Raw genomic sequence first — 19,973 nt, 5'->3', positions numbered from 1 at the left:
GGGCCGCGGGCGGACGCTCAGGCGGCCTCGACGGCTCCGGCCGGCCGCTCGGCGGCGACGGCGAGGTCGGCGAGGTCGCGCCGGAGCGCGTGCTCCACCGCCCGGGCGGCGAGCCCGCCGAGGAGCAGCGCGACCACCCGGCCGTACGGCGCGGTCGGCACGGCCTCGTGGGTGACGGTCACCGAGGTGCAACCCTTGCGCCGCCGCTGCGCGGCACGCATCGTCCAGGTGATCTGGTAGTCGACACCGGCCCCGGACGAGATGAGCACCAGCAGCCGGGGCGGCACCGCCTCGACCACGCAGAACTCCTCGACCAGGATGCTGCCGTCAGGCTGGGACCGCGGCTCGCGCCAGACCGTGCCCGGCCCGAACGCGCCGGGGGTGAGCAGCTCGACCGGGCCGGCGAGGTTTCGCCCGGCCCGGCCGGGCAGGTCGGTCAGGAGACGCCAGACATCGATGGCGTGCGCCTCGATCAGCCGGGTAACCGCCACCGTCGACATGCCACCTCCCGTGGCGTCGACGGTACGCCGGGTGAGCGTGGTTCGGGGACCGCCGGGCGGAATATCCACCGGTGGGAGATCCCGGTCGGTACGCCCGGCGGCCTCGGCGGGTCCGAGCGGTCAGCGGTCGAACTGACCGCCCCGGATCGCGTCGACGAAGGCTGTCCACCCCGGCGGGCTGACCGCGAGTGTGGGGCCGGCCTGGTCCTTGGAGTCGCGTACTCCGACGACGCCGAGGATGTCGACCAGATTGTCCGCCACCTCCACGCAGAGTCCCTGGTCGTTGGAGCGGCTGCTGGTGCGCCAGACGGCACCGGCCAGATCGTGCATCGTGACTACCTCCCTGTGCGGTGACACGCCCCGTCCCGACCGGTCGCGACCGGCGGACCGGCCCGGACCGGCGCGACGGGGCGACGGAATCCGGAGCGATCAACGCGGGAGGGTACGGCCTTGATCGCACAGTTGGTGCGATCAACAGATGATCACGATCGGACATCCGGAGCTGCCCGGCGGGTCGCAGGCCGGGGCGCCCCAACAGTGTCGGGCTCCCGACTCTGCGGCCTGGTCGACTCCCCGGTTCAGCGGGCCGGACGGATGGTGCCGGTGACCTCGCCGAGGGCGATGGTGGTGCCGTCCGGGCCCGGTGCGGTCGCGGTGATGGTGACCGTGTCGCCGTCCTCGAGGAAGGTCCGGGTCTCCCCCGTGCCGAGCTTCACCGGTTCGGCGCCACCCCAGGTCAGCTCCAGGAACGAGCCGACCTGCCCGCGCTCGGGGCCGGAGACGGTCCCGGAGGCGTAGAGGTCGCCGGCGCGCAGGGACGCGCCGTTGACGGTCAGGTGGGCCAACTGCTGGGCCGGCGTCCAGTACATGGTGCCGAACGGCGGCTCGCTGACCCGCTCCCCGTTCCACTGCACCGCCAGGCGGAGGTCCAGCCCGAGGTGCGGCACGTCGCGCAGGTAGTCGGCGACCGGCGGGTCCTGCTCCGGCGCCGGCACGAACGCGTCGGCGAGGGCGTCCAGCGGGGTCACCCACGCGGAGACCGAGGTGGCGAAGGACTTGCCGAGGAACGGGCCGAGCGGCTGGTACTCCCACGCCTGGATGTCCCGGGCGGACCAGTCGTTCACCAGCACCACGCCGAAGACGTGGTCGGCGAAGTCCTCGGCGCCGACCCGGGTGCCGAGCGGGCTGGGTACGCCGACCACGAAGCCGACCTCGGCCTCGATGTCCAGCCGGACCGACGGGCCGTAGACGGGACCGGCCGCGCCGGCCCGCTGGCCGCTCGGGCGGATGACCGGGGTACCCGAGACCACCACCGTGCCGGCCCGACCGTGGTAGCCGATCGGCAGGTGCTTCCAGTTCGGCAGCAACGGCGGCTGCCCCGGCCGGAAGATCTGCCCCACATTGCCCGCGTGATGCTCCGAGGAGTAGAAGTCGACGTAGTCGGCCACCTCGAAGGGCAGCTGCATCCGCACCTCGTCCAGCGGCACCAGCAACGGCTCCACCGCCGTCCGGTGCGCCGGGTCGGTGAGCAGTTCGGTCACCCGTTGCCGCACGGCGGTCCACTGCGGACGCCCGAGCGCCAGGAAGTCGTTCAGGGTGGGCGAGCACAGGGCGCCGCCGGCCAGCACCAGGTCGGCCGCTTCGGCGCCGGCCAGGTCGAGCACGAAGTCCCCGATCCGTACGCCGATCCGAGGCTCGCGCCCGTCCTGCGCGAAGACCCCGTACGGCAGGTTGACCACCCCGTACGGCGAGCCCTCAGCACCCGTCACCCAGGTCATGCGTCCTCGCCCCCGTTCACCAGCCGCAGCTGGGTCAGATCGGTCAGTGGTTCCTCAATGCTGCACGAGCCGAAGCCGATCCACAGCGGGCGTGGGGCGTCCAGCCGGCCCTCGACGCGTTGCACCAGCGGGCGCGGGTCGGCCGCGGTGAGAAGCTCGGCGACGGCCGGCACGCCCGCGCCCTCGGCGGCGGCGAGCGTGGCGGCCAGCACGTTGGCGAACCCGTGGTGGGTGAACCCGGTCTCCGGGTCGAGGTGCCGGACCGCGTGGTGCAGCCCGGCGGTCAGCTTGAACGGCAGGTCGCGGTCGCGGCAGGCGCAGATCACCGCGGCCAGCTCGCTCGGGGTCGGGAAGAGCTCCGCGGCGAGCCCACCGGTGCGGAACTTCGCCGCGACCGGCAGACCGTCGGCGCGGGCCGCGGCGAGCGCGTCCAGCGCCCCCATCAGCCCGAAGGCGAGCGGCACCTCGGCGTAGACGGCGTCGACGCCCGCCAGCCTGCCCAGCAGACGCAGCAGGCTGCTGATCCCGGGGAGCGGATCCTCGCCTCGCCTGGCGACCGCCACCTCCACCTGACGGGCCGTCACGCCGTGCGGCGCGAGGAACGACAGCGCGAGGGGCAGGCTCTCGATGCCGGTGTCACCGACGATCCCGACCACGAAGCCCTCAGTCGGATCGACGAGACCGTTCAGCTCGCCGGCGGCGACAGCCGAGGCGGGGACCAGGAGCGGGCCGACCAGGTCGGCGTACCAGGCCGTGCGGTGCCGCCGGTGGGCGGCGACGGCGTCGGGCAGCGCGGCGCTGCCGGGTGGGAAGACGGCGGCGTCGTCCACGAGGCCGTCGAGGAGCGCGGGCACCTGCGTTGACACGGAACAAGAATGTACGCGACGCTGGCAAGGAACGGACAGCCGCGTCCGATTATCGGACGCCCTCGGGAGCGGCCGGACGGCGGCCGGGCCGGCCGGGCAACGGGACCTATCGGGAGGCGAGATGCCGTACTACCGCAGCGTCGGCGAGCTGCCGCGCAAGCGCCACACCCAGTTCCGCCAGCCCGACGGCAGCCTCTACGCCGAGGAGCTGATGGGCCAGGAGGGCTTCTCCTCCGACTCGTCCCTGCTCTACCACCGGTACGCCCCGACCGCGATCCTGGCGGCCGAGGAGTTCGCGCCGCCGACCTGGACCCGGGCGCCGAACCTGCCGCTGAAGCCCCGGCACCTGCGCACCCACAAACTCGACTCGGCCGGCGCCGATCCGGTGCTCGGCCGGCAGTACCTGTTGGCCAACGACGACGTCCGGATCGCGTACGTGCTGGCCGACCGGCCGTCACCGCTCTTCCGCGACGCCACCGGCGACCACTGCCTCTACATCGAGTCGGGCATGCTGCGGGTCGAGTCGACGTTCGGCGTGCTCGACGCGGTGGCCGGCGACTACGTCATCATCCCGACGTCGACCATCCACCGGCTGGTGCCCACCGGCGACCAGCCGGTCCGGCTGCTGACCATCGAGGCGGCCGGCCACATCGGCCCGCCCAAGCGCTACCTCTCGGTGCGGGGGCAGTTCCTGGAGCACTCGCCGTACTGCGAGCGCGACGTCCGTGGGCCGGACGCGCCGCTGCTGGTCGACGGCGAGGAGGTGGAGGTGCTGGTCCGGCACCGGCGCGGGTGGACCCGGCACGTCTACGCCCACCACCCCTTCGACGTGGTCGGCTGGGACGGGCACCTCTACCCGTGGGCGTTCTCCATCCACGACTTCGAGCCGATCACCGGCCGGATCCACCAGCCGCCGCCGGTGCACCAGACCTTCCAGGGTCCGAACTTCGTGATCTGCTCGTTCGTACCGCGCAAGGTCGACTACCACCCCGACGCGATCCCGGTGCCCTACAACCACCACAACGTCGACTCCGACGAGATGCTCTTCTACACCGGCGGCAACTACGAGGCCCGGCGCGGCTCCGGCATCGAGCAGGGCTCGATCTCGCTGCACCCGTCCGGCTTCACCCACGGCCCGCAGCCGGGCGCCGCCGAACGCTCGATCGGGGTGGACTACTTCGACGAGTTGGCCGTCATGGTCGACACCTTCCGCCCGCTCGACCTCTGCGAAGCCGCCGCCACCTGCGAGGACCCGGGCTACGCCTGGACCTGGGCGCGCCGCCCCTGAGCACCGTCGCCCTGCCCCGACCGGGCCGGCAGACCGCCGCCGACCGTGCTCAGACCGGCGTACGCAGCCAGACGACGAGTTCCGCGGTGGCGGCGGTGGCGATGGCGAGCACCAGCGGCCACGGGGTGCCGACCAGGGCGTAGACGAGGATCAGCACCGGTGCGGCGGCCGCCGCGTAGACGGCCAGGGCCAGGGCGCGGTCGGAGCGGAGCAGGCCCGGCAGGATGGTCCGGGACAGCCCCGGCATCCGGGCGGCGAAGCGCCACACCACCGCGGCCCCGCCGAGCGCCGCGAGCGCGGCGGCGAAGCGGGACAGGCCGGCGCTGCCGGGGGCAAGGCAGGCGATCAGCACGGCGGTGATCATCGACCAGCCGGCGCCGTAGACAATGAGCTGGCGCAGGCCGGCGGAGATGGTCCGGCCCGAGTCGACCCGGCCCGGGTTCATCGCGGCGGCCTCCGCCAGATGCTCCAGCGCCTCGCTCCAGCGCCGCTGCTCCAGCCGGATCACGCCGATGTCGTGCCGGGCCTTGGCGAGCTGCGGATCGAGCCGCAGCGCCTCCCGGTAGGCCCGCTCGGCGAGGTCGAACAGCTCCAGCCGGGCCGCGACCATGCCGAGCACCAGATGCGCCCGCGGCTCCTCGGGGGCCAGCTCGACCCCGCGCCAGGCCGCGTTGAGCGCCAGCTGGCCGTTGCGCGAGCCGGCCAGGATGGCCGCCGCGCTCAACTGGGCGTACGCGTCATCGGGGCCGAGGGCCAGGATCTCGTCGGCCGCCCGGGCGGACTCCGCGTACCGCTCCAGGTCGGCCAGGGCCATTCCCCGGACGACCAGGGGCGGCACGGCGCCCGGCGCGGCGGCCAGCGCGGCGTCGGCGGCGGTGAGCGCCTCTGCCGGCCGGTCGGCGGCCAGGTGCACCCGGGACAGCAGGGTGAGCGCGGCGGCGTTCTCCGGTTCGAGGGCGACCGCGTACGACACCTCGGCGGTGGCCTCGTCGTAGCGCCCGAGTTCGGCGAGGAGCTGAGCGCGCTGGAGGTAGCCGTCGGCGGCGGACTGGTCGGGGGCGGCGTCGCTGGACATCGCGGCGAGCCTAGGCGGCCGGAGCGTCGTAGACCAGAGCGACCGCGATGCCGGCGAGCCCCTCGCCCCGCCCGGTGAAGCCGAGCCCGTCGGTGGTGGCGGCGGAGACGGTGACCGGCGCACCCACGGCCGCCGAGAGCACCCGTTGGGCCTCCTCCCGGCGCGGCCCGATCTTCGGCCGGTTGCCGACCACCTGCACAGAGACGTTGCCGATCGTCAGTCCGGCGGCGCGGACCCGGCGGGCGGTCTCGGTGAGCAGCGCGACCCCGGACGCGCCGGCCCACTCGGGCTGGTCGACGCCGAAGTTGGCACCCAGGTCGCCGAGGCCGGCCGCGGAGAGCAGCGCGTTGCAGGCCGCGTGGGCGGCCACGTCGGCATCGGAGTGCCCGGCCAGGCCGTCCTGATCGGGCCAGAGCAGGCCGGCCACCCAGCACGGCCGGCCGGCGGAGAAGGCGTGCACGTCGGTGCCGATGGCGACCCGGGGAACGATCATGATCAGAGGGTACGGCGTCAGCCGGCCGCGGCCAGCAGATGCTCGGCCAGCGCCAGGTCGAACGGTCGAGTGATCTTGAGGGCGTACTCCGAGCCCGGCACGCAGAAGACCGGAACGCCCTGCTTCTCCACCAGGCCGGCGTCGTCGGTGAGCGGGTCGCCCGCTGCGGCGTGGGCGGCGGTCAGCACCGACCGGCGAAAGCCCTGTGGGGTCTGTACCGCCCGCAGTGCGGAGCGGTCCACGGTGCCGAGCACGACCTCCTCGGCGCCGACCTCCTTGATCGTGTCGACCACCGGGAGCACCGGGATCACCGCGTGCCGGCCCTCGCGGACGGCGGCGGCCACCGCCTCGACCAGCTCGGGCGGGGTGAGCGCCCGGGCCGCGTCGTGCACCAGGATGATCTCCGGACCCGACGGCACGGCGGCCAGCGCGGCGGCCACCGAGGCCTGACGCTCCGCTCCGCCGGGCACCACGGTCACCGGCGCCACCGGAGCGAGCAGTGCCCGGACCGCGTCGACCTCGGCGGCCGGGGCCGCCACCACGATGGTGTGCACGGAGCGGGCCGCGGCGAGCCGGCGCACCGCGTGCACCAGCAGCGACTCTCCGGCGAGCAGGCGCAGCGCCTTGGGCCGGCCCGGGCCGAGCCGTACGCCGGCACCCGCCGCAGGAACGAGGACCGCGACGTCACCGCGCGGATTGAGCTGCGCGGTCACGTCGCGGTCCTCGGTGGTTTGTTCGCCACGAAGTGGGTACGTCGATGCTGTGCGGACTAGGCCTCGGTCAGAACCTTGTCGAGCAGCGTCTCCGCCTCGTCCTTGGTGCTCTTCTCGGCCAGCGCGACCTCGCCGACGAGAATGTCGCGGGCCTTGGCGAGCATGCGCTTCTCGCCCGCGGAAAGACCCCGCTCCCGCTCCCGGCGCCACAGGTCACGCACGACCTCGGCCACCTTCAGCGGGTTGCCGGAGGCCAGCTTCTCCAGATTCGCCTTGTAACGCCGCGACCAGTTGGTCGGCTCCTCGGTGTGCGGAGCCCGGAGAACGTCGAAGACCTTGCCCAGGCCCTCTTCGCCAACCACCTCGCGCACACCCACGATCTCGGCGTTCTCGGCCGGCACCCGGACCGTCAGGTCACCCTGCGCGACCCTCAGGACGAGGTATTGCTTAGGCTCGCCCTTGATGACCCGAGTCTCGATTGCCTCGATGAGTGCGGCCCCGTGGTGGGGGTAAACAACGGTCTCGCCGACACTGAAAACCATAGGTTCGAAACCCCTTTCGCTGTGTCTAGGGTAACACGCTCAGGCACCGATGTCTCACCGCTGTCCTGACCGTTGGCGCAGCTCAGGGGCCCTGTGAGAGGTATTTCTTCGGCTTGACAGGCAGTCAAACCAATGGTTCGGACACGCTCCGTAACGTAGGGATGACATCCCGGTACGGGTGAACGGAACGCCGAGATCAAGGGCTACGCGCTCCTCCCATGGTATCCCGCTGGCCGCTCTCGCGCCCAGGTGTAGCGGGACCCGGCCCCGGTGCGGGAGGCTGGAAGGTGAGCCGCTGTCCGCTCTCCGAGACGGTTTCAGGGGGTCCGATGGGCATGCCGGACGCTGAAGGCCACGGGCCGCCCGAAGGGTTGCCCGACCTACCACCGGAGTGGGGCCGGGTGGTCGTCCCCGACGACGCCACCGCGCTCGCCCCCGAGGCCGCGCAGGTGCGCCGGGAACTACGCCGGGCCGCCCGCCGGGCAGCCGGGCGACCGCCGCTCGGGCTGCCGCTGCTGGTCCTGCTGGTCGCGGTCCTCACCACGCTCGCCGGGCTGGTGGCCGTCAACTGGCCCCGCTCGACGCGCACCACCGACCGCCCGAGCCCGGGCCCCTACGCCCCACCGGCGGCGCTGATCGGCCGGCCGCTGCCCGCCCTGGACCTGGTCGACGCCGGGCAGTCACCGGTGCCGCTGCGCGGGCTGGTGCCCGCGGTGATCATCCTGGTGGACTCCTGCACCTGCCCGGAGCGGATCGCCGAAGCCATCACCGCCGCACCACCGGGGGTCACCGTGGTCACCGTCACGCACCTCGGGGCCGCACCGGCCACGCCGACAGCGGGCGCAGCCGCGGTACGGGCGCTCGCCGACCCCACGGACGGCCTGCGCTCGTTCCTGCACCTGCCACCCCGGCCAGGTGCCCTCGGCGCGGTGCTGGTGGACCGCGCCGGCCTGGTGGTCTCGGTGCACCCCGACCTCGGCCCGGTCGGGTCCTACCGCGCCGACCTGGCCCGGCTCGCCGCCTGAGCCGGCGGTCGACCCTCGGCCCGCGCTCGCCGCCGTTGCCCGCGCTGCGGTCAGTCGAGCCCGACGAGCTGCGCCTCGATCCGGACCGGTTCGCTGTCCACGGTCGTCAGGGAGATCCGGATGGGCGAGCCCGCCCCGGTCACCACCTGCACCTGCAACGAGCCGTCGCAGGTCGGTTGGGAACGTTCGTCGGAGCGCGAACCGGTGATCACGAGCAGCAGCTCGCCCGGCCCCGAGCAGCGACCCTGCAGCAGGTAGCGGACGCCGTCCTCACCGGCGGACTGCCGGGTCACGCCCCGCTCCGGGCTCAGGGTCGTCCGCTCCCGCCAGAAGGTGTTCGGCGACCAGGGCAGGTCGGCGTCGGCGTCCTCGCCACGCGACTGCGGTTCGCTCGGGTCGCCGCCGTCGGGAGCCCGGTCGACCCGGAAGGCGGCGCCGGTGGACGGGTCCACGTGGAAGACCGCGCCGGTGTCGGAGTCCGAGGACACGAAGCGCTCGGCGTCCGGCGACGGGGGGCTGGCCCCGTCGGACGACGAGCCGGTGACCGGGACGTTGGCCCGCCACCACCAGCCCCCGACGACCAGGGCGAGCACGGTCGCACCGGTCAGCACGCCGGCGCTCAGCCGGTCTCCCGCCACGACCCTCACCCGGCGAGCGTACGGCCCGGCGCTCAGCTCTGTCGATCCAGCAGGACGGCGTAGAGGGTCAGCCCGGGGCCGAAGGCGAGCATGACGATCCGCTCCGGCGGCGCGGCGGCCCGGCGCAGCCGGTCCAGGATCAGCAGCACCGTCGGCGACGAGCAGTTGCCGTGCTCGTTCAGCGTCGCCCGGGACGCCGCCAGCGCCTCGGGCGGCAGCGCGAGTTCGCGCTCGACCACGTTGAGGATCCGGGGGCCGCCCGGGTGCACCGCCCAGCCGTCCACCTCGGCGACCGTGGTGCCGTGCCGGGCCAGCAGGTCGTCGACCAGGCCCCGCACGTGCGAGGAGAGCACCTGCGGCACCTTCGGCGAGAGCCCCATCCGGAAACCGGCGTCGGTGACGTCCCAGGTCATGTGGTCGGCGGTCGAGGTGTCGGTGACCGAGGTGACCTCGCGCAGCGCGTACCCGGGTCCGCCGGGCAGCACCACGGCGGCGACCGCGGCGTCCGAGAAGAGCGCGTGCGAGACGATCTGCTGGGTGTCCACCCGGGCGGTGGAGGGCTGGATGTGCAGGCTGGTCAGCTCCGCGCAGAGCAGCAGCGCGGGGCGGCCCCGGGCGGTGACGAAGTCGCTGGCCGCACCGAGCCCGGGCAGGGCCGCGTAACAGCCCATGTGCCCGACGAACATCCGCTGGGTGTGCGGGGCCATGCCGAGGTCGCGAGCGAGCAGGATGTCCAGCCCCGGGGTCGCGTAGCCGGTGCACGAGCAGACCACGAACAGGCCGATGTCGCCCGCGTCCAGGCCGGCCGCCGTCAACGCCCGGCCGACCGCCTCCTTCCCCAGCGGCAGGGCCTCCACCTGGTAGCGCCGCATCCGCCGCTCGGTCGGCCAGTCGGAGACGTCCTCCAGCAACGGGTTCACCGCGGCCTGCCGGCGGGTGACGCCCGAGTTGGCGAAGATCCGCTGAGCCAACGACCGGGTGGTACCGGAGAAGTGCCGGGAGAAGAAGCCCTCCCACAACTCGTCCTGCCGGGCGGAGGGCGGCTGCGCCGTCCCCAGGCCCGCGATCACCGGTACGGACACGATGCCCACCTCTCGTCCGACGCTGCCCTTCCGGAGCCCCTCCCCCGACCCGGGACGACCCCGGGTGGCTCCACGATCACCAACGAGGCGCCGATGCGTCACGGTCCGGGTCGCCGCCCAGCGCCGCGATGCCGAGCCAGTCGGCACAGACATCCGAGGTGGCCGGATGCAGCGAGCCGCAGCGGGCGTCCCGGTAGAGCCGCTCCAGCGGGTGGCCCCGTCGGGTGGCCGAGGTGCCTGCCGCCTCCAACATGGACGCGGCGACGTCGGCGGCGGTGGTGCCGGCGAGCAGCTTGGCCCGCCACACCCAGCGGTTGGTCTCGTCGTCGCCCGGCGCCTCGTCCACCCGACGAGCCGCCTCGGCCACCACCAGCTGCGCCGCGGCCACCGCCGCGTCGGCCCGGCCGAGCCGGGCCCGGACCGCCGGCAGGCCGGCGAGGTTGCGGGCGTTGAGGTGCTCGGCGGCCGCGTCGATCGCCGCCCGGGCCACCCCGACGTAGACCGCGGCGTAGCTGGCCACCAGCCAGTGCGGCATGAGCTGGGCGACCACCAGGGCGAGCCCCTCCACCCCGCCGAGCAGCCGGTCGGCCGGCACCGTCACGTCCAGGTGCAGGTCGTGCGAGGCGGTGGCGCGCATGCCGAGCGAGTCCCAGGTCGGCTCGACGGTGATCCCGGCCTCACCGGCGGCGGGAACCAGGAACTGGGAGACCACCGACTGGTCGGCGGCACTGCGGGCGGCCACCAGGTAGCCGTCGGCGTGCCCCGCGCCAGAGCAGAAGGTCTTGCTCCCCTTGAGGTGCCAGCCGCCCTCGACCGGCTCGTAGACCGTGCTGAGCTGGGAGAGCCGGGCACCGGCGCCGCGCTCGCTCATCGCCACCGCGTACCAGGCGCCCTGGGCCGCCGCGGCGAGCAACCGGTCCCGGGCGGCGAGGGCCTCGTCCGGGACGCCGAGCGCCTCGGCCAGCTCCTCGGTGACGGCGCCGAGCGCGCCGGTGACCGAGGCGTGCATGTTGAACACCAGCGCGGTGGCCCCGTTGCCCCGGGCCAGCTCGGTGGCGACCGCCGCGTACTCGGCGAAGGTCGCGCCCTGCCCGCCCAGCTCCCGGGGGACCATCAGGCCGAAGAGGCCGGCCTCCCGCAGATCGTGGAAGTCGTCGACCGGGAAGACCCCGTCCCGGTCGTGCTCCGCCGCCCGGGCGGCGAGTCGCGGCGCCAACCGGCGGGCCGCCTCCAGCGCGTGCACGGTCATGTCCGCCCCCTTCTCGGCGTGCCAATACCCCCGCCGGTCTCCGACTATCCTTTCCGGACCCCCCAGCCCTGGTACAGCACCGCGGTCGAGCGCGTCGGCACGATCCGCGGCGCGCGGCCGGCCGGCGCCCCGGCGTTGCGCATCCGGCGGACCAGCCAACCGAGCAGCCCGCGCACCTCCGGTCGGACGCCGCGCAGGCGCAGCTCGACGCCGTGCCGGGCGCACTCGGCGACCAGTGCCCGGGCGTCCACGAACAACCGTGGATCGTGGATGCCCCGCGGCACGGTCGGCAGCCGCTCGCCGAGGTGGACCGCCACCACCCGACTCACCGCGGTGTCGTTCAGGGTGTCCAGCACCAGCAGACCGCCCGGGCGGAGCAGCCGGCACGCCTCGGCCACCGCTCGTCGCCAGTCAGGCACATGTTCCAGCAGCTCTCCGGCGGCCACCACGTCCGCGCAGCCGTCCATCAGGGGCACCGCGGTGGCATCGCCGTTGACCGCGGTCACCCCGTGCGCGGCGGCCTGGACCAGCGCCGACCGGGTCAGATCGACGCCCACGTGCCGGTAGCCCTTGCCGACCAGGTGTGGCGCGAGCAGCCCGGCACCGCATCCGAGGTCGACGAGCAACGCGCCGGGCCGGTCGGCCGGCGGCACCAGGGCCGCCCGCGCCTCGGCGAGCCAGTGCAGCATCGCGAACACACCGTCGGGCCGCCACCACTCGCCGGCCAGGTCGTCGTACTGCCGCGGATCGTTGGGCGGCAGCACCCGATCAGGGGTGGGCGCCGCAGCCGCGTCTCGCATGGCAACGAGCGTGGCACGACTCCCCGGTAACGACCAGACTTCCCTTATGTCGACAAGGGTGTTAGGGCTGGTCAAGGCGAGCCATCCGGAGCCGGCCGCGGCGGTGACCGCGGTGACCGGCCTGCTCGCCGCCGGCGTCGGGCACCGGCCGGCCGGGATCGCCGCCGTGGTCGCCACGGTGCTGGCCAGCCAGCTCGCCACCGGCTGGGCCAACGACGCGCTGGACGCCGACCGGGACGTCGCTGTGGGGCGTACCGACAAGCCGATCCCCGCCGGCGTGGTCGGCCGGCGCACGGTGGCCCGGGCCGCGGCGGTGGCCGCGCTCGCCACCCCGCTGCTGGCGCTGGCCACCACCCCCGCCGCCGCCGTATGGATCACCGTCGCGCTGGTCTCCGCGCTGCTCTACGACTGGCCGTTGAAGTCCACCCCGGTGTCGGTGCTGCCCTACGCGGTCTCCTTCGGGGCGCTGCCCGCCTTCATCGTGCTGGCGCTGCCCGGGGCGCCGGCGCCGCCGGCCTGGTTGGTCGCCGCCGGGGCCTGCCTCGGCGCCGGCGCGCACTTCGCCAACGTCCTGCCGGACCTCGACGACGACGCCCGCACGGGGGTGCGCGGGCTGCCGCACCGGATCGGCCCGGCCGGCAGCCGGGCCGCCGCGGCGGGGCTGCTGCTCGCCGCGACCGGCATCCTGGTCTTCGGCCCGCCCGGGCCGCCGTCGGGGGTCGGGCTCGTCGCGGTGCTGGTCGCCGTCGTGGTGCCACCGCTCGGCTGGTACGGCGGGCGCGCGGCGTCCCGAGCCGGACGGCGGCCGGTCGCGGCCTTCCGGGCGGTGATGCTGGTGGCGCTCATCGACGTGGTCCTGCTGGTCACCAGTGGTCGGGTGGTCTGAGCGTCACCCCCCGAGGTGGCATCCCCGGGTCGGCGTGCGCGCCTCGATCAGCTCCAACTACCCTGGAGCGCGGTCTGCGCGGGCATGGCCAGCCGTGCCCGGCGTACGCACCGGGTGTGATCGTGACGAGGAGGACCGACGTGACGCGCTCGATCAGGGGTTCCCGGCGGGCGGCCCTGCTGCTGTCCGGCGCGGCGGCGGCGACCAGCCTGCTGCTGTCCGGGTGCGGCGCCGGCCAGATCGCCGAGACCGCCGGTAAGGAGCCGTCGGTCCAGGGCGTCAACCTCACCACGGGAAGTGGTCAGCTGTCGGTCCGCGGCCTGCTGGTGGCGTTCCCCGGCACCGAGGGCTACAAGGCGGGCGAGAACGCGCTGCTCAACGCGGTGATCTACAACGACTCGCCGAACCCGGTCACGGTCACCGTCAGCAGCGAGGACGCCCGTGAGGTCGTGATCACCGCTGCCGGCGCGTCGGCGAGCGCTTCCGCGTCCGCCTCGGCCAGCCCGTCGGAGTCGGCGTCGGCGAGCCCGTCCGCGTCGGAGTCCGGTTCGGCCACGCCGAGCGGTTCCGCCTCGGCCAGCCCGTCCGGTTCCGCCAGCCCGTCCGAGTCGGCCAGCCCGTCGGCTCCGGCCAGTCAGCCGGCGCGGATCGAGATCGCACCGCTGAGCTACGTCCAGCTGAACGAGCAGGGCGAGCACCTGCTCCAGCTGATCGGCCTCGACGAGGCGCTGCTCTCCGGGCAGAACGTCACCGTGACCTTCGACTTCGGCAACGGCAACGCGGTCACCGGCCCGGCCCCGGTCGCGGTGCCGCTCACCCCGGGCGCCCGGCCGTCGCCCATCGTCGAGCGTGAGGGCGGCCACGAGGACGCCTCCGAGGAGGGCGGCGCCGGCCACGGCGGCTGACCATCGGAACAACCGCGACTGACACCGCCGGCGTGGCGACCACCACGCCGGCGGTGTTTTCGTCGTACGACAGGACTAGCGTCCTGTTGTGACCACGCCCCGATCCACCTCCCCCCGCGGCGGCGCGGCGACCGGTCGGGGCCGCGCCACCGGCCGCGACCCCCGGCCCGCCTACGAGTGCGACGCCTGCGGCCACCAGCCGCCCAAGTGGGTGGGGCGCTGCCCGGAGTGCGGCGAGTGGGGCTCGGTGGTGGAGTGCACGGTGACCGGCCCGACGGTCTCCGGCCGGGTGGTCAGCTCGCGGATGCCGGCCGAGCCGGCCCGGCCCATCGCCACCATCAGCGCCGCGCCCGCCCGGGCCCGGCCGACCGGCGTGAGCGAGCTCGACCGGGTGCTCGGCGGCGGCCTGGTGCCGGGCGCGGTGGTGCTGCTCGCCGGCGAGCCGGGGGTGGGCAAGTCGACCCTGCTGCTCGACGTGGCCCAGCAGTGGGCCGCCGGCGCGGGCAGCCCCTCGCTGGTGGTCAGCGGCGAAGAGTCGGTCAGCCAGGTCCGGCTGCGCGCCGAGCGGATGGGCACCCTGCACGACCAGCTCTACCTGGCCGCCGAGAGCGACCTCGCCGCGGTGCTCGGCCACCTCGACGCGGTCAAGCCGGGGCTGCTGGTGCTCGACTCGGTGCAGACCATCTCGACCACCGGCACCGAAGGGGTGCCCGGCGGGGTGACCCAGGTCCGGGCGGTCACCGCCGCGCTGGTCTCGGTGGCCAAGGAGCGCGGCATCGCCACCGTGCTGGTGGGCCACGTCACCAAGGACGGCCAGGTCGCCGGGCCCCGGGTGCTCGAGCACCTGGTCGACGTGGTGCTGCACTTCGAGGGCGACAAGCACTCCTCGCTGCGGTTGGTGCGCGGCGTCAAGAACAGGTTCGGCGCCGCCGACGAGGTCGGCTGCTTCGAGATGCACGAGGGCGGCATCACCAGCCTGGCCGACCCGTCCGGGCTCTTCCTGACCCGCTACTCCGAGCCGGTGCCCGGCACCTGCGTCACGGTGGCGATGGAGGGGCGACGGGCGCTGGTCACCGAGGTACAGGCGTTGATCGGCGCGACGGTGGCCGGCTCGCCCCGGCGCACGGTCTCCGGGCTCGACTCGGCCCGGCTGGCCATGGTGCTGGCGGTGCTGCAACGGCGCACCGAGCGGCTCACCCTGCACGACCGGGAGGTCTTCGCGGCCACCGTGGGCGGCATCCGCGTGGTCGAGCCGGCCGCCGACCTCGCGGTCGCCCTGGCCGTCGCGTCCGGCGGGCTCAACCTGGCGATCGCGCCGCACCTGGTGGCGATCGGCGAGGTCGGGCTGACCGGCGAGGTCCGCCGGGTCGGGGCGGTGCCGCGCCGGCTCGCGGAGGCCGCTCGGCTGGGGTTCCGCGTCGCGCTCGTCCCGCCCGGATGCGGCCCCGAGTCGACCGGAGTGGCGTCGGAGCAGCTCCAGGTGACGGAGGTCACCGACGTCCGAGCGGCGCTGCAGTGTGCGGCGCGCGCGTCGGCGGGGTGACCGAGGGTGGCCGGCGCGGCGGGACCGCACGGGCGATACCGGACAGCATGTCGAGGGCCGGGCGGGGCATCGTGACACATCACAGTAACCGCGACAGCACCCACCGCACGTCAGTCCGTAGACTGTGCCCGTGCCGATCGACCGCGACACCACCAAGCCTGCCGGCGCGACGCCTCACGCCCGCACCGCTGCCGTGGGCTCGCCGGCCCGTCCCATCAGCGTGAACGTGACCGGGGCCGCCGGAGCCACCGGCGGTGACCCGCTGCGCGCCAACCTCGCGTTGATGGCGCCCGGCACCGCCCTGCGCGACGGCCTCGAACGGATCCTGCGGGGCCGCACCGGCGCCCTGATCGTCCTCGGCTACGACAAGGTGGTCGAAGGGCTCTGCACCGGAGGCTTCCCGCTCGACGTGGAATTCTCCGCCACCCGGGTCCGCGAGCTGTGCAAGATGGACGGCGCGGTGGTGCTCTCCAGCGACGGCACCCGCATCGTCCGGGCGGCCGTGCACCTGATGCCCGACCCGTCCATCCCCACCGAGGAGTCCGGCACCCGGCACCGCACGGCCGAGCGGGTGGCCCGGCAGACCGGCTACCCGGTCATCTCGGTCAGCCAGTCCATGCGGATCATCAGCCTCTACGTCAACGGCCAGCGGCACGTGCTGGACGACTCGGCCGCGATCCTCTCCCGGGCCAACCAGGCCCTGGCCACCCTGGAGCGCTACAAGCTCCGGCTGGACGAGGTCTCGGGCACGCTCTCCGCGCTGGAGATCGAGGATCTGGTCACCGTGCGCGACGCGGTCGCGGTGGTGCAGCGGTTGGAGATGGTCCGGCGGATCGCCGACGAGATCGCCGGCTACGTGGTCGAGCTGGGCACCGACGGCCGGCTGCTCGCGCTTCAGCTCGACGAGCTGATGGCGGGGGTCGACGCTGACCGCACACTCGTCATCCGGGACTACCTCCCGGCCGGCCGCAAGTCCCGCACCCTCGACGAGGCGCTGGTCGAGCTGGACCTGCTCGGTGCCACCGAGCTGATCGACCTGGTCTCGGTCGCCAAGGCGATCGGCTACCCGGCCGCCTCCGACGCGCTGGACGCGGCGGTCAGCCCGCGCGGCTTCCGGCTGCTGGCGAAGGTGCCGCGGCTGCCGGTGGCGGTGGTCGACCGGCTGGTCGTGCACTTCGGCAGCCTGCAGCGGCTGCTCGGCGCGACCGTGGAGGATCTCCAGGCGGTCGAGGGGGTCGGCGACGCCCGGGCGCGCGGCGTCCGGGAGGGGCTTTCCCGGCTCGCCGAGGCGTCCATCCTGGAGCGCTACGTCTGACCGGGCTCAGCCCGAGATGGTCAGCTTCACCGGGTCGCTGAGCTTGGTGCCCACCCGGGCGAAGACCTGGTAGGTCCCGGCCGGTGGGTAGGGGCCGGCGGCCAGCCCGTTCGCGCACCGGCTGGTGTCCCGGCCGTTCCAGCCCACCTGGTAGGAGCGCTCGAAGCCGGGAGTGAACGACTGCACGTCGGAGCCCTTGCCGGTGCCGCAGGTGTCGGAGGACCAGACCTTCTCGGCACCGGACTTTATGAACAGCTCCTGCAGATCGGCGCCCACGTTCCGGCTGCACGTCCGGTCCGACCGGTTCTTGATCTTCAAGTGCAGGTCGACCACGGCGCCGCGCCGTACCGAGGAGGGCAGCGCCACCGCGGTCACGCTGATCTCGGTGTCGGTGCAGCTCCCGTCGTTGGTCCCGGCGGCCGGCGCCACCGGCGGATCCTCGGTCGGGGAGGCGGGTGCCCCGGTGGACGGGTCGGCGACGTCAGGGTCGTCCGACGCCTCCGGCGGCGGCGCCCCGGTCTGCGGGGTGAGCACCGAACCCGTGGGCCCCGGGGTGGCCGTCGAGCTCGGGGACGACCCGGCCTGCGGGGTGTCGCCGCTGTTGCCCGACCCGGTGCACGAGTAGAGCAGCACAATCAGGAAGAGAAGCCCCGCTCCGAGTACGACGGCGCGACGCCGCCAGTACACGGCGGGTGCCAGGGGGCCGACCGTCAGACGCATGATGCCCCCACCGTAGCCGCGCGCCGGCCGGCACACCTGCGCGACGCGCCGGCAGCTTCACCCGCGGGTCGGCCCGTGCGTCCACTATAGACATCGGATTCGCTCGCCACGGCGAGGTGCCGACTCAACGTGCCCCTCCCCTGGCGACGCCCCACCGGTGGCGCCGCGGCCCGGCTCACGATCGACCCGGTGGCGCGGCCCGGCCGCTCAGAGGTACACCTTGCGCTGGTAGATGGCGTGCGCCCCGGCCACCCGGTCCAGGAAGAGCAGGCCGGCGCAGTGGTCGATCTCGTGTTGCAGCGCACGCGCCTCGAAACCGTCGGTGACGAGCCGGACCGTGGCGCCGCTGCCCGGCAACTCCCCCTCGACCACCAGCCGACTGGCCCGCTTGACGTCCCCGGTCAGGTCCGGCACCGACATGCAGCCCTCCCGGCCGGGCTTCCAGCGGGTCGCCTCGACCACCCGCGCGTTGCAGAGCGCGAAGGTGCCGTGCACGGTGACCGCCTTCGGATGCCCGGTCACGTCCACCGCGAAGACCCGGGCGCCCACGCCGATCTGCGGGGCGGCGAGACCTACACACCCGGGCGAGACCCGCATGGTGGCGATCAGGTCGGCGGCCAGCCGTACCGTCTCCGCCGAGGTCGGGTCCACCTCGCCGCCCGCTCGGCTGAGCGCCTGGTGCGGGGCGGCGACCACCGCACGGACCTCACCGGGCACGGTCAGCGTCTCCGGTGTCCAGTCGCCGAGCCCGGCGTACTCCGTGCCGGTGGAGCCGGCCTCCGGCTCCCGCACGTCCCCCGTCACAGCAGGTCCGGATCCGCCGGCCGGATGGTGACCTCGACGCCCAACTCGGCTGCGGCCCGGTCCAGCCGGCCGGTGAGGGCGTCGACGGTGCCGGGCGGCAGGTCCACCTCGGCGAGCACCACGTAGAGCGAGCCGACCAGTCGGGTGCTCAGATCGGTGACGTTGCCGCCGGCGTCGGTGAGCACCCGGGTCATCGCCGCGACGATGCCCATCCGGTCCGCCCCGTGCACCGCCACCACGTACGGCTCACCACCCGGCGCGACCTCGCCGTCCGGGGTCACCGCCCGTACGGTCGCCAGCAGCTGGCCGTCGGCGGCGAGCGGCGCCAGCGCGGCCTCGACATCGGCGGCGGCCGGCCCGACGCAGATCAGGGTCATCGCGAAGTGTCCCCGCAGCCGGGTCATGGTGCTGTCGGTGAGGTTCGCGCCCAGCCGGGCGAGCACCTCGGCGACGTCGGCGACGATGCCCGGCCGGTCCCGGCCGATGACGGTGATCGCGAGCTCGTTCATCCGGGCATTCTGCCCGATCCGCCACCGGTGCCCGCGCCGCCCCGCCCAGCCCGCCCATCCTCCGGGATCGGCCCGCGTGACATCATCGGCGGCACGATGACTGAACCGAACTTCGCCACCCTGGTCAGCCGCTGGTACGAGGAGAACGCCCGCGACCTGCCGTGGCGCAAGCCGGACGTCGGCCCCTGGGCGATCCTGGTCAGCGAGGTGATGCTCCAGCAGACGCCGGTGGTCCGGGTGCTGCCCGCCTTCGACGCGTGGCTCGCCCGGTGGCCGGTGCCGGCCGCGCTGGCGCAGGAGAGCCCGGCGGAGGCGATCCGGATGTGGGGGCGGCTCGGCTACCCACGCCGGGCGGTACGGCTGTACGAGTGCGCGGTGGCGATCGTGGAGCGGCACGGCGGGGAGGTCCCGGACCGGCTGGACCAGCTGTTGGCGCTGCCGGGCGTCGGCACGTACACCGCGCGGGCGGTCGCCGCGTTCGCGTACGGGCAACGGCACCCGGTGGTCGACACGAACGTCCGTCGGGTCGTCTGTCGGGCCGTCGCCGGCCAGCCGGACGCCGGGCCGACCACCCGCCCCGCCGACCTGGTCGCCACCGAGGAGCTGCTGCCCCTGGAGCCGGCCGCGGCGGCGCTGGCCAGCGCGGCCTTCATGGAGTTGGGCGCGGTGATCTGCACCGCTCGGACACCACACTGTGCCCGCTGCCCGGTGGAGTCGAGTTGCGCGTGGCGGGCGTCCGGGCAGGAGGCGCCGGCTGGGCCCACCCGCCGGCCGCAGCGGTACGCCGGCACCGACCGGCAGGTCCGCGGCCTGCTGCTCGGAATGCTGCGGGAGGCGACCGGCCCGGTGCCGCAGCAGCGGCTGGACCAGGTGTGGACGGACGACGTCCAGCGGGCCCGGGCTCTGGCCGGCCTGGTGCAGGACGGCCTGGTGGAGCCGGCCGGCGCGGACGCGTTCCGCCTCGTCGGCGACGGCCCGCCCCAGCCCGTCGCCGACCTCACCCACTGACCGCCGCCATCTCCCGCCAGCGCCGACTCTGCCGGCGCGGCGGCTGATCCACTCCATGTCGCCGACATGGGGGTGTCCGGCAGGCGCGGAAAGCGCAATGTCGCCGACATGCAGTTGATCGGGTTGGTCAACTCGGGTCCGGGATGTCGGGTTGTCCGGTCACCTGGTGGGCCCGATTTTCTGTGAACCCGAGTCGATCAGCTGGCCGGCATCCGCAGGGCGGATGCCAACGGC

At 74.3% G+C, this 19,973-nt stretch carries 22 protein-coding genes; 7 read left to right on the top strand and 15 right to left on the bottom strand.

The annotated features are described in order from the left end of the window. Positions 1–17 precede the first annotated feature (17 nt). The 4 genes from AB0C04_RS18525 to AB0C04_RS18510 all read right to left on the bottom strand — a co-directional run bounded on the left by AB0C04_RS18525 (position 18) and on the right by AB0C04_RS18510 (position 3,144). On the bottom strand, positions 18–500 hold the full coding sequence (locus AB0C04_RS18525; protein ID WP_357055773.1) for an SRPBCC family protein: 483 nt from the start codon (positions 498–500) through the stop codon (positions 18–20). 120 nt (positions 501–620) lie between these two features. Continuing rightward, positions 621–830 (bottom strand): DUF397 domain-containing protein, encoded by a 210-nt coding sequence (locus AB0C04_RS18520; RefSeq protein WP_357055770.1) that lies wholly within the window; start codon positions 828–830, stop codon positions 621–623. 248 nt (positions 831–1,078) lie between these two features. After that, positions 1,079–2,278: a fumarylacetoacetase gene (fahA, locus tag AB0C04_RS18515; RefSeq protein WP_357055767.1), complete on the bottom strand. Its 1,200-nt coding sequence runs from the start codon at positions 2,276–2,278 to the stop codon at positions 1,079–1,081. Then, positions 2,275–3,144 (bottom strand): hypothetical protein, encoded by an 870-nt coding sequence (locus tag AB0C04_RS18510; protein ID WP_357055764.1) that lies wholly within the window; start codon positions 3,142–3,144, stop codon positions 2,275–2,277. Before AB0C04_RS18510 ends, fahA begins: the two co-directional genes overlap by 4 nt. 121 nt (positions 3,145–3,265) lie before the next feature. Here AB0C04_RS18510 and AB0C04_RS18505 point away from each other — a divergent pair, with 121 nt between their 5' ends. After that, the gene (locus AB0C04_RS18505) at positions 3,266–4,432 is read left to right on the top strand and encodes a homogentisate 1,2-dioxygenase domain-containing protein (protein WP_357055761.1); all 1,167 of its coding nucleotides are present in this window, start codon (positions 3,266–3,268) and stop codon (positions 4,430–4,432) included. Between the two features lie 49 nt (positions 4,433–4,481). Here AB0C04_RS18505 and AB0C04_RS18500 read toward each other — a convergent pair whose 3' ends face one another. Genes AB0C04_RS18500 through AB0C04_RS18485 form a run of 4 tightly spaced genes read right to left on the bottom strand, consistent with a single transcriptional unit; the run spans position 4,482 to position 7,255 of the window. Further along, on the bottom strand, positions 4,482–5,507 hold the full coding sequence (locus AB0C04_RS18500; RefSeq protein WP_357055758.1) for a tetratricopeptide repeat protein: 1,026 nt from the start codon (positions 5,505–5,507) through the stop codon (positions 4,482–4,484). Positions 5,508–5,517: 10 nt separating this feature from the next. Next, positions 5,518–6,003, bottom strand: a complete 486-nt coding sequence (gene ispF / locus AB0C04_RS18495) for a 2-C-methyl-D-erythritol 2,4-cyclodiphosphate synthase (RefSeq protein ID WP_357056535.1) — start codon at positions 6,001–6,003, stop codon at positions 5,518–5,520. Positions 6,004–6,017: 14 nt separating this feature from the next. Then, positions 6,018–6,713, bottom strand: coding sequence for a 2-C-methyl-D-erythritol 4-phosphate cytidylyltransferase (gene ispD / locus AB0C04_RS18490; RefSeq protein WP_357055755.1), 696 nt, complete (start codon positions 6,711–6,713; stop codon positions 6,018–6,020). A 56-nt stretch (positions 6,714–6,769) separates the two neighbouring features. Further along, on the bottom strand, positions 6,770–7,255 hold the full coding sequence (locus AB0C04_RS18485; RefSeq protein WP_007073334.1) for a CarD family transcriptional regulator: 486 nt from the start codon (positions 7,253–7,255) through the stop codon (positions 6,770–6,772). 329 nt (positions 7,256–7,584) lie between these two features. Here AB0C04_RS18485 and AB0C04_RS18480 point away from each other — a divergent pair, with 329 nt between their 5' ends. Continuing rightward, on the top strand, positions 7,585–8,280 hold the full coding sequence (locus AB0C04_RS18480) for a hypothetical protein (protein ID WP_357055752.1): 696 nt from the start codon (positions 7,585–7,587) through the stop codon (positions 8,278–8,280). 50 nt (positions 8,281–8,330) lie between these two features. On the opposite strand, the gene AB0C04_RS18475 is transcribed toward AB0C04_RS18480, so the two are convergent. The 4 genes from AB0C04_RS18475 to AB0C04_RS18460 form a co-directional block, all read right to left on the bottom strand. Then, positions 8,331–8,927 (bottom strand): hypothetical protein, encoded by a 597-nt coding sequence (locus AB0C04_RS18475; protein ID WP_357055749.1) that lies wholly within the window; start codon positions 8,925–8,927, stop codon positions 8,331–8,333. A 23-nt stretch (positions 8,928–8,950) separates the two neighbouring features. After that, on the bottom strand, positions 8,951–10,009 hold the full coding sequence (locus AB0C04_RS18470; protein ID WP_357055746.1) for a type III polyketide synthase: 1,059 nt from the start codon (positions 10,007–10,009) through the stop codon (positions 8,951–8,953). Between the two features lie 67 nt (positions 10,010–10,076). Continuing rightward, positions 10,077–11,249, bottom strand: coding sequence for an acyl-CoA dehydrogenase family protein (locus AB0C04_RS18465; RefSeq protein ID WP_357055743.1), 1,173 nt, complete (start codon positions 11,247–11,249; stop codon positions 10,077–10,079). Between the two features lie 44 nt (positions 11,250–11,293). Beyond that, positions 11,294–12,049, bottom strand: coding sequence for a methyltransferase domain-containing protein (locus AB0C04_RS18460; RefSeq protein ID WP_357055740.1), 756 nt, complete (start codon positions 12,047–12,049; stop codon positions 11,294–11,296). Positions 12,050–12,095: 46 nt separating this feature from the next. Here AB0C04_RS18460 and AB0C04_RS18455 point away from each other — a divergent pair, with 46 nt between their 5' ends. From AB0C04_RS18455 to disA, 4 genes are all read left to right on the top strand, one after another. Further along, on the top strand, positions 12,096–12,935 hold the full coding sequence (locus AB0C04_RS18455) for a UbiA family prenyltransferase (RefSeq protein ID WP_357055737.1): 840 nt from the start codon (positions 12,096–12,098) through the stop codon (positions 12,933–12,935). A gap of 140 nt (positions 12,936–13,075) precedes the next feature. Further along, positions 13,076–13,840 carry a hypothetical protein gene (locus AB0C04_RS18450; RefSeq protein WP_357055734.1) on the top strand — a complete coding sequence of 255 codons (765 nt, stop codon included), beginning with the start codon at positions 13,076–13,078 and terminating at the stop codon, positions 13,838–13,840. A gap of 88 nt (positions 13,841–13,928) precedes the next feature. Then, positions 13,929–15,383 carry a DNA repair protein RadA gene (radA, locus tag AB0C04_RS18445; protein ID WP_357055731.1) on the top strand — a complete coding sequence of 485 codons (1,455 nt, stop codon included), beginning with the start codon at positions 13,929–13,931 and terminating at the stop codon, positions 15,381–15,383. 130 nt (positions 15,384–15,513) lie between these two features. After that, entirely contained in the window at positions 15,514–16,698 is a 1,185-nt protein-coding gene (disA, locus tag AB0C04_RS18440) for a DNA integrity scanning diadenylate cyclase DisA (protein ID WP_357055728.1), read from the top strand. 6 nt (positions 16,699–16,704) lie between these two features. On the opposite strand, the gene AB0C04_RS18435 is transcribed toward disA, so the two are convergent. From AB0C04_RS18435 to AB0C04_RS18425, 3 genes are all read right to left on the bottom strand, one after another. Then, entirely contained in the window at positions 16,705–17,418 is a 714-nt protein-coding gene (locus tag AB0C04_RS18435; RefSeq protein WP_357055725.1) for a hypothetical protein, read from the bottom strand. Positions 17,419–17,625: 207 nt separating this feature from the next. Beyond that, positions 17,626–18,222 (bottom strand): peptide deformylase, encoded by a 597-nt coding sequence (locus AB0C04_RS18430; protein ID WP_357055722.1) that lies wholly within the window; start codon positions 18,220–18,222, stop codon positions 17,626–17,628. Continuing rightward, the gene (locus AB0C04_RS18425; protein ID WP_357055719.1) at positions 18,219–18,731 is read right to left on the bottom strand and encodes an ACT domain-containing protein; all 513 of its coding nucleotides are present in this window, start codon (positions 18,729–18,731) and stop codon (positions 18,219–18,221) included. Before AB0C04_RS18425 ends, AB0C04_RS18430 begins: the two co-directional genes overlap by 4 nt. A gap of 96 nt (positions 18,732–18,827) precedes the next feature. On the opposite strand from AB0C04_RS18425, the gene AB0C04_RS18420 reads away from it, so the two are divergent. Further along, positions 18,828–19,739 (top strand): A/G-specific adenine glycosylase, encoded by a 912-nt coding sequence (locus AB0C04_RS18420; protein ID WP_357055716.1) that lies wholly within the window; start codon positions 18,828–18,830, stop codon positions 19,737–19,739. Positions 19,740–19,973 lie beyond the last annotated feature (234 nt).

This window comes from Micromonospora sp. NPDC048909 (genome assembly GCF_040649635.1).
GTDB lineage: Bacteria > Actinomycetota > Actinomycetes > Mycobacteriales > Micromonosporaceae > Micromonospora.
This window is presented reverse-complemented; position numbering and strand designations above follow the sequence as displayed.

Bases quoted from the DNA above. Each gene is read 5' to 3' on its own strand.
- AB0C04_RS18525 (WP_357055773.1), bottom strand. From the start codon at position 500: ATGTCGACGGTGGCGGTTACCCGGCTGATCGAGGCGCACGCCATCGAT.
- AB0C04_RS18520 (WP_357055770.1), bottom strand. From the start codon at position 830: ATGCACGATCTGGCCGGTGCCGTCTGGCGCACCAGCAGCCGCTCCAAC.
- fahA (WP_357055767.1), bottom strand. From the start codon at position 2,278: ATGACCTGGGTGACGGGTGCTGAGGGCTCGCCGTACGGGGTGGTCAAC.
- AB0C04_RS18505 (WP_357055761.1), top strand. From the start codon at position 3,266: ATGCCGTACTACCGCAGCGTCGGCGAGCTGCCGCGCAAGCGCCACACC.
- AB0C04_RS18500 (WP_357055758.1), bottom strand. From the start codon at position 5,507: ATGTCCAGCGACGCCGCCCCCGACCAGTCCGCCGCCGACGGCTACCTC.
- AB0C04_RS18485 (WP_007073334.1), bottom strand. From the start codon at position 7,255: ATGGTTTTCAGTGTCGGCGAGACCGTTGTTTACCCCCACCACGGGGCC.
- AB0C04_RS18480 (WP_357055752.1), top strand. From the start codon at position 7,585: ATGGGCATGCCGGACGCTGAAGGCCACGGGCCGCCCGAAGGGTTGCCC.
- AB0C04_RS18465 (WP_357055743.1), bottom strand. From the start codon at position 11,249: ATGACCGTGCACGCGCTGGAGGCGGCCCGCCGGTTGGCGCCGCGACTC.
- AB0C04_RS18460 (WP_357055740.1), bottom strand. From the start codon at position 12,049: ATGCGAGACGCGGCTGCGGCGCCCACCCCTGATCGGGTGCTGCCGCCC.
- AB0C04_RS18455 (WP_357055737.1), top strand. From the start codon at position 12,096: ATGTCGACAAGGGTGTTAGGGCTGGTCAAGGCGAGCCATCCGGAGCCG.
- AB0C04_RS18435 (WP_357055725.1), bottom strand. From the start codon at position 17,418: ATGCGTCTGACGGTCGGCCCCCTGGCACCCGCCGTGTACTGGCGGCGT.
- AB0C04_RS18425 (WP_357055719.1), bottom strand. From the start codon at position 18,731: ATGAACGAGCTCGCGATCACCGTCATCGGCCGGGACCGGCCGGGCATC.
- AB0C04_RS18420 (WP_357055716.1), top strand. From the start codon at position 18,828: ATGACTGAACCGAACTTCGCCACCCTGGTCAGCCGCTGGTACGAGGAG.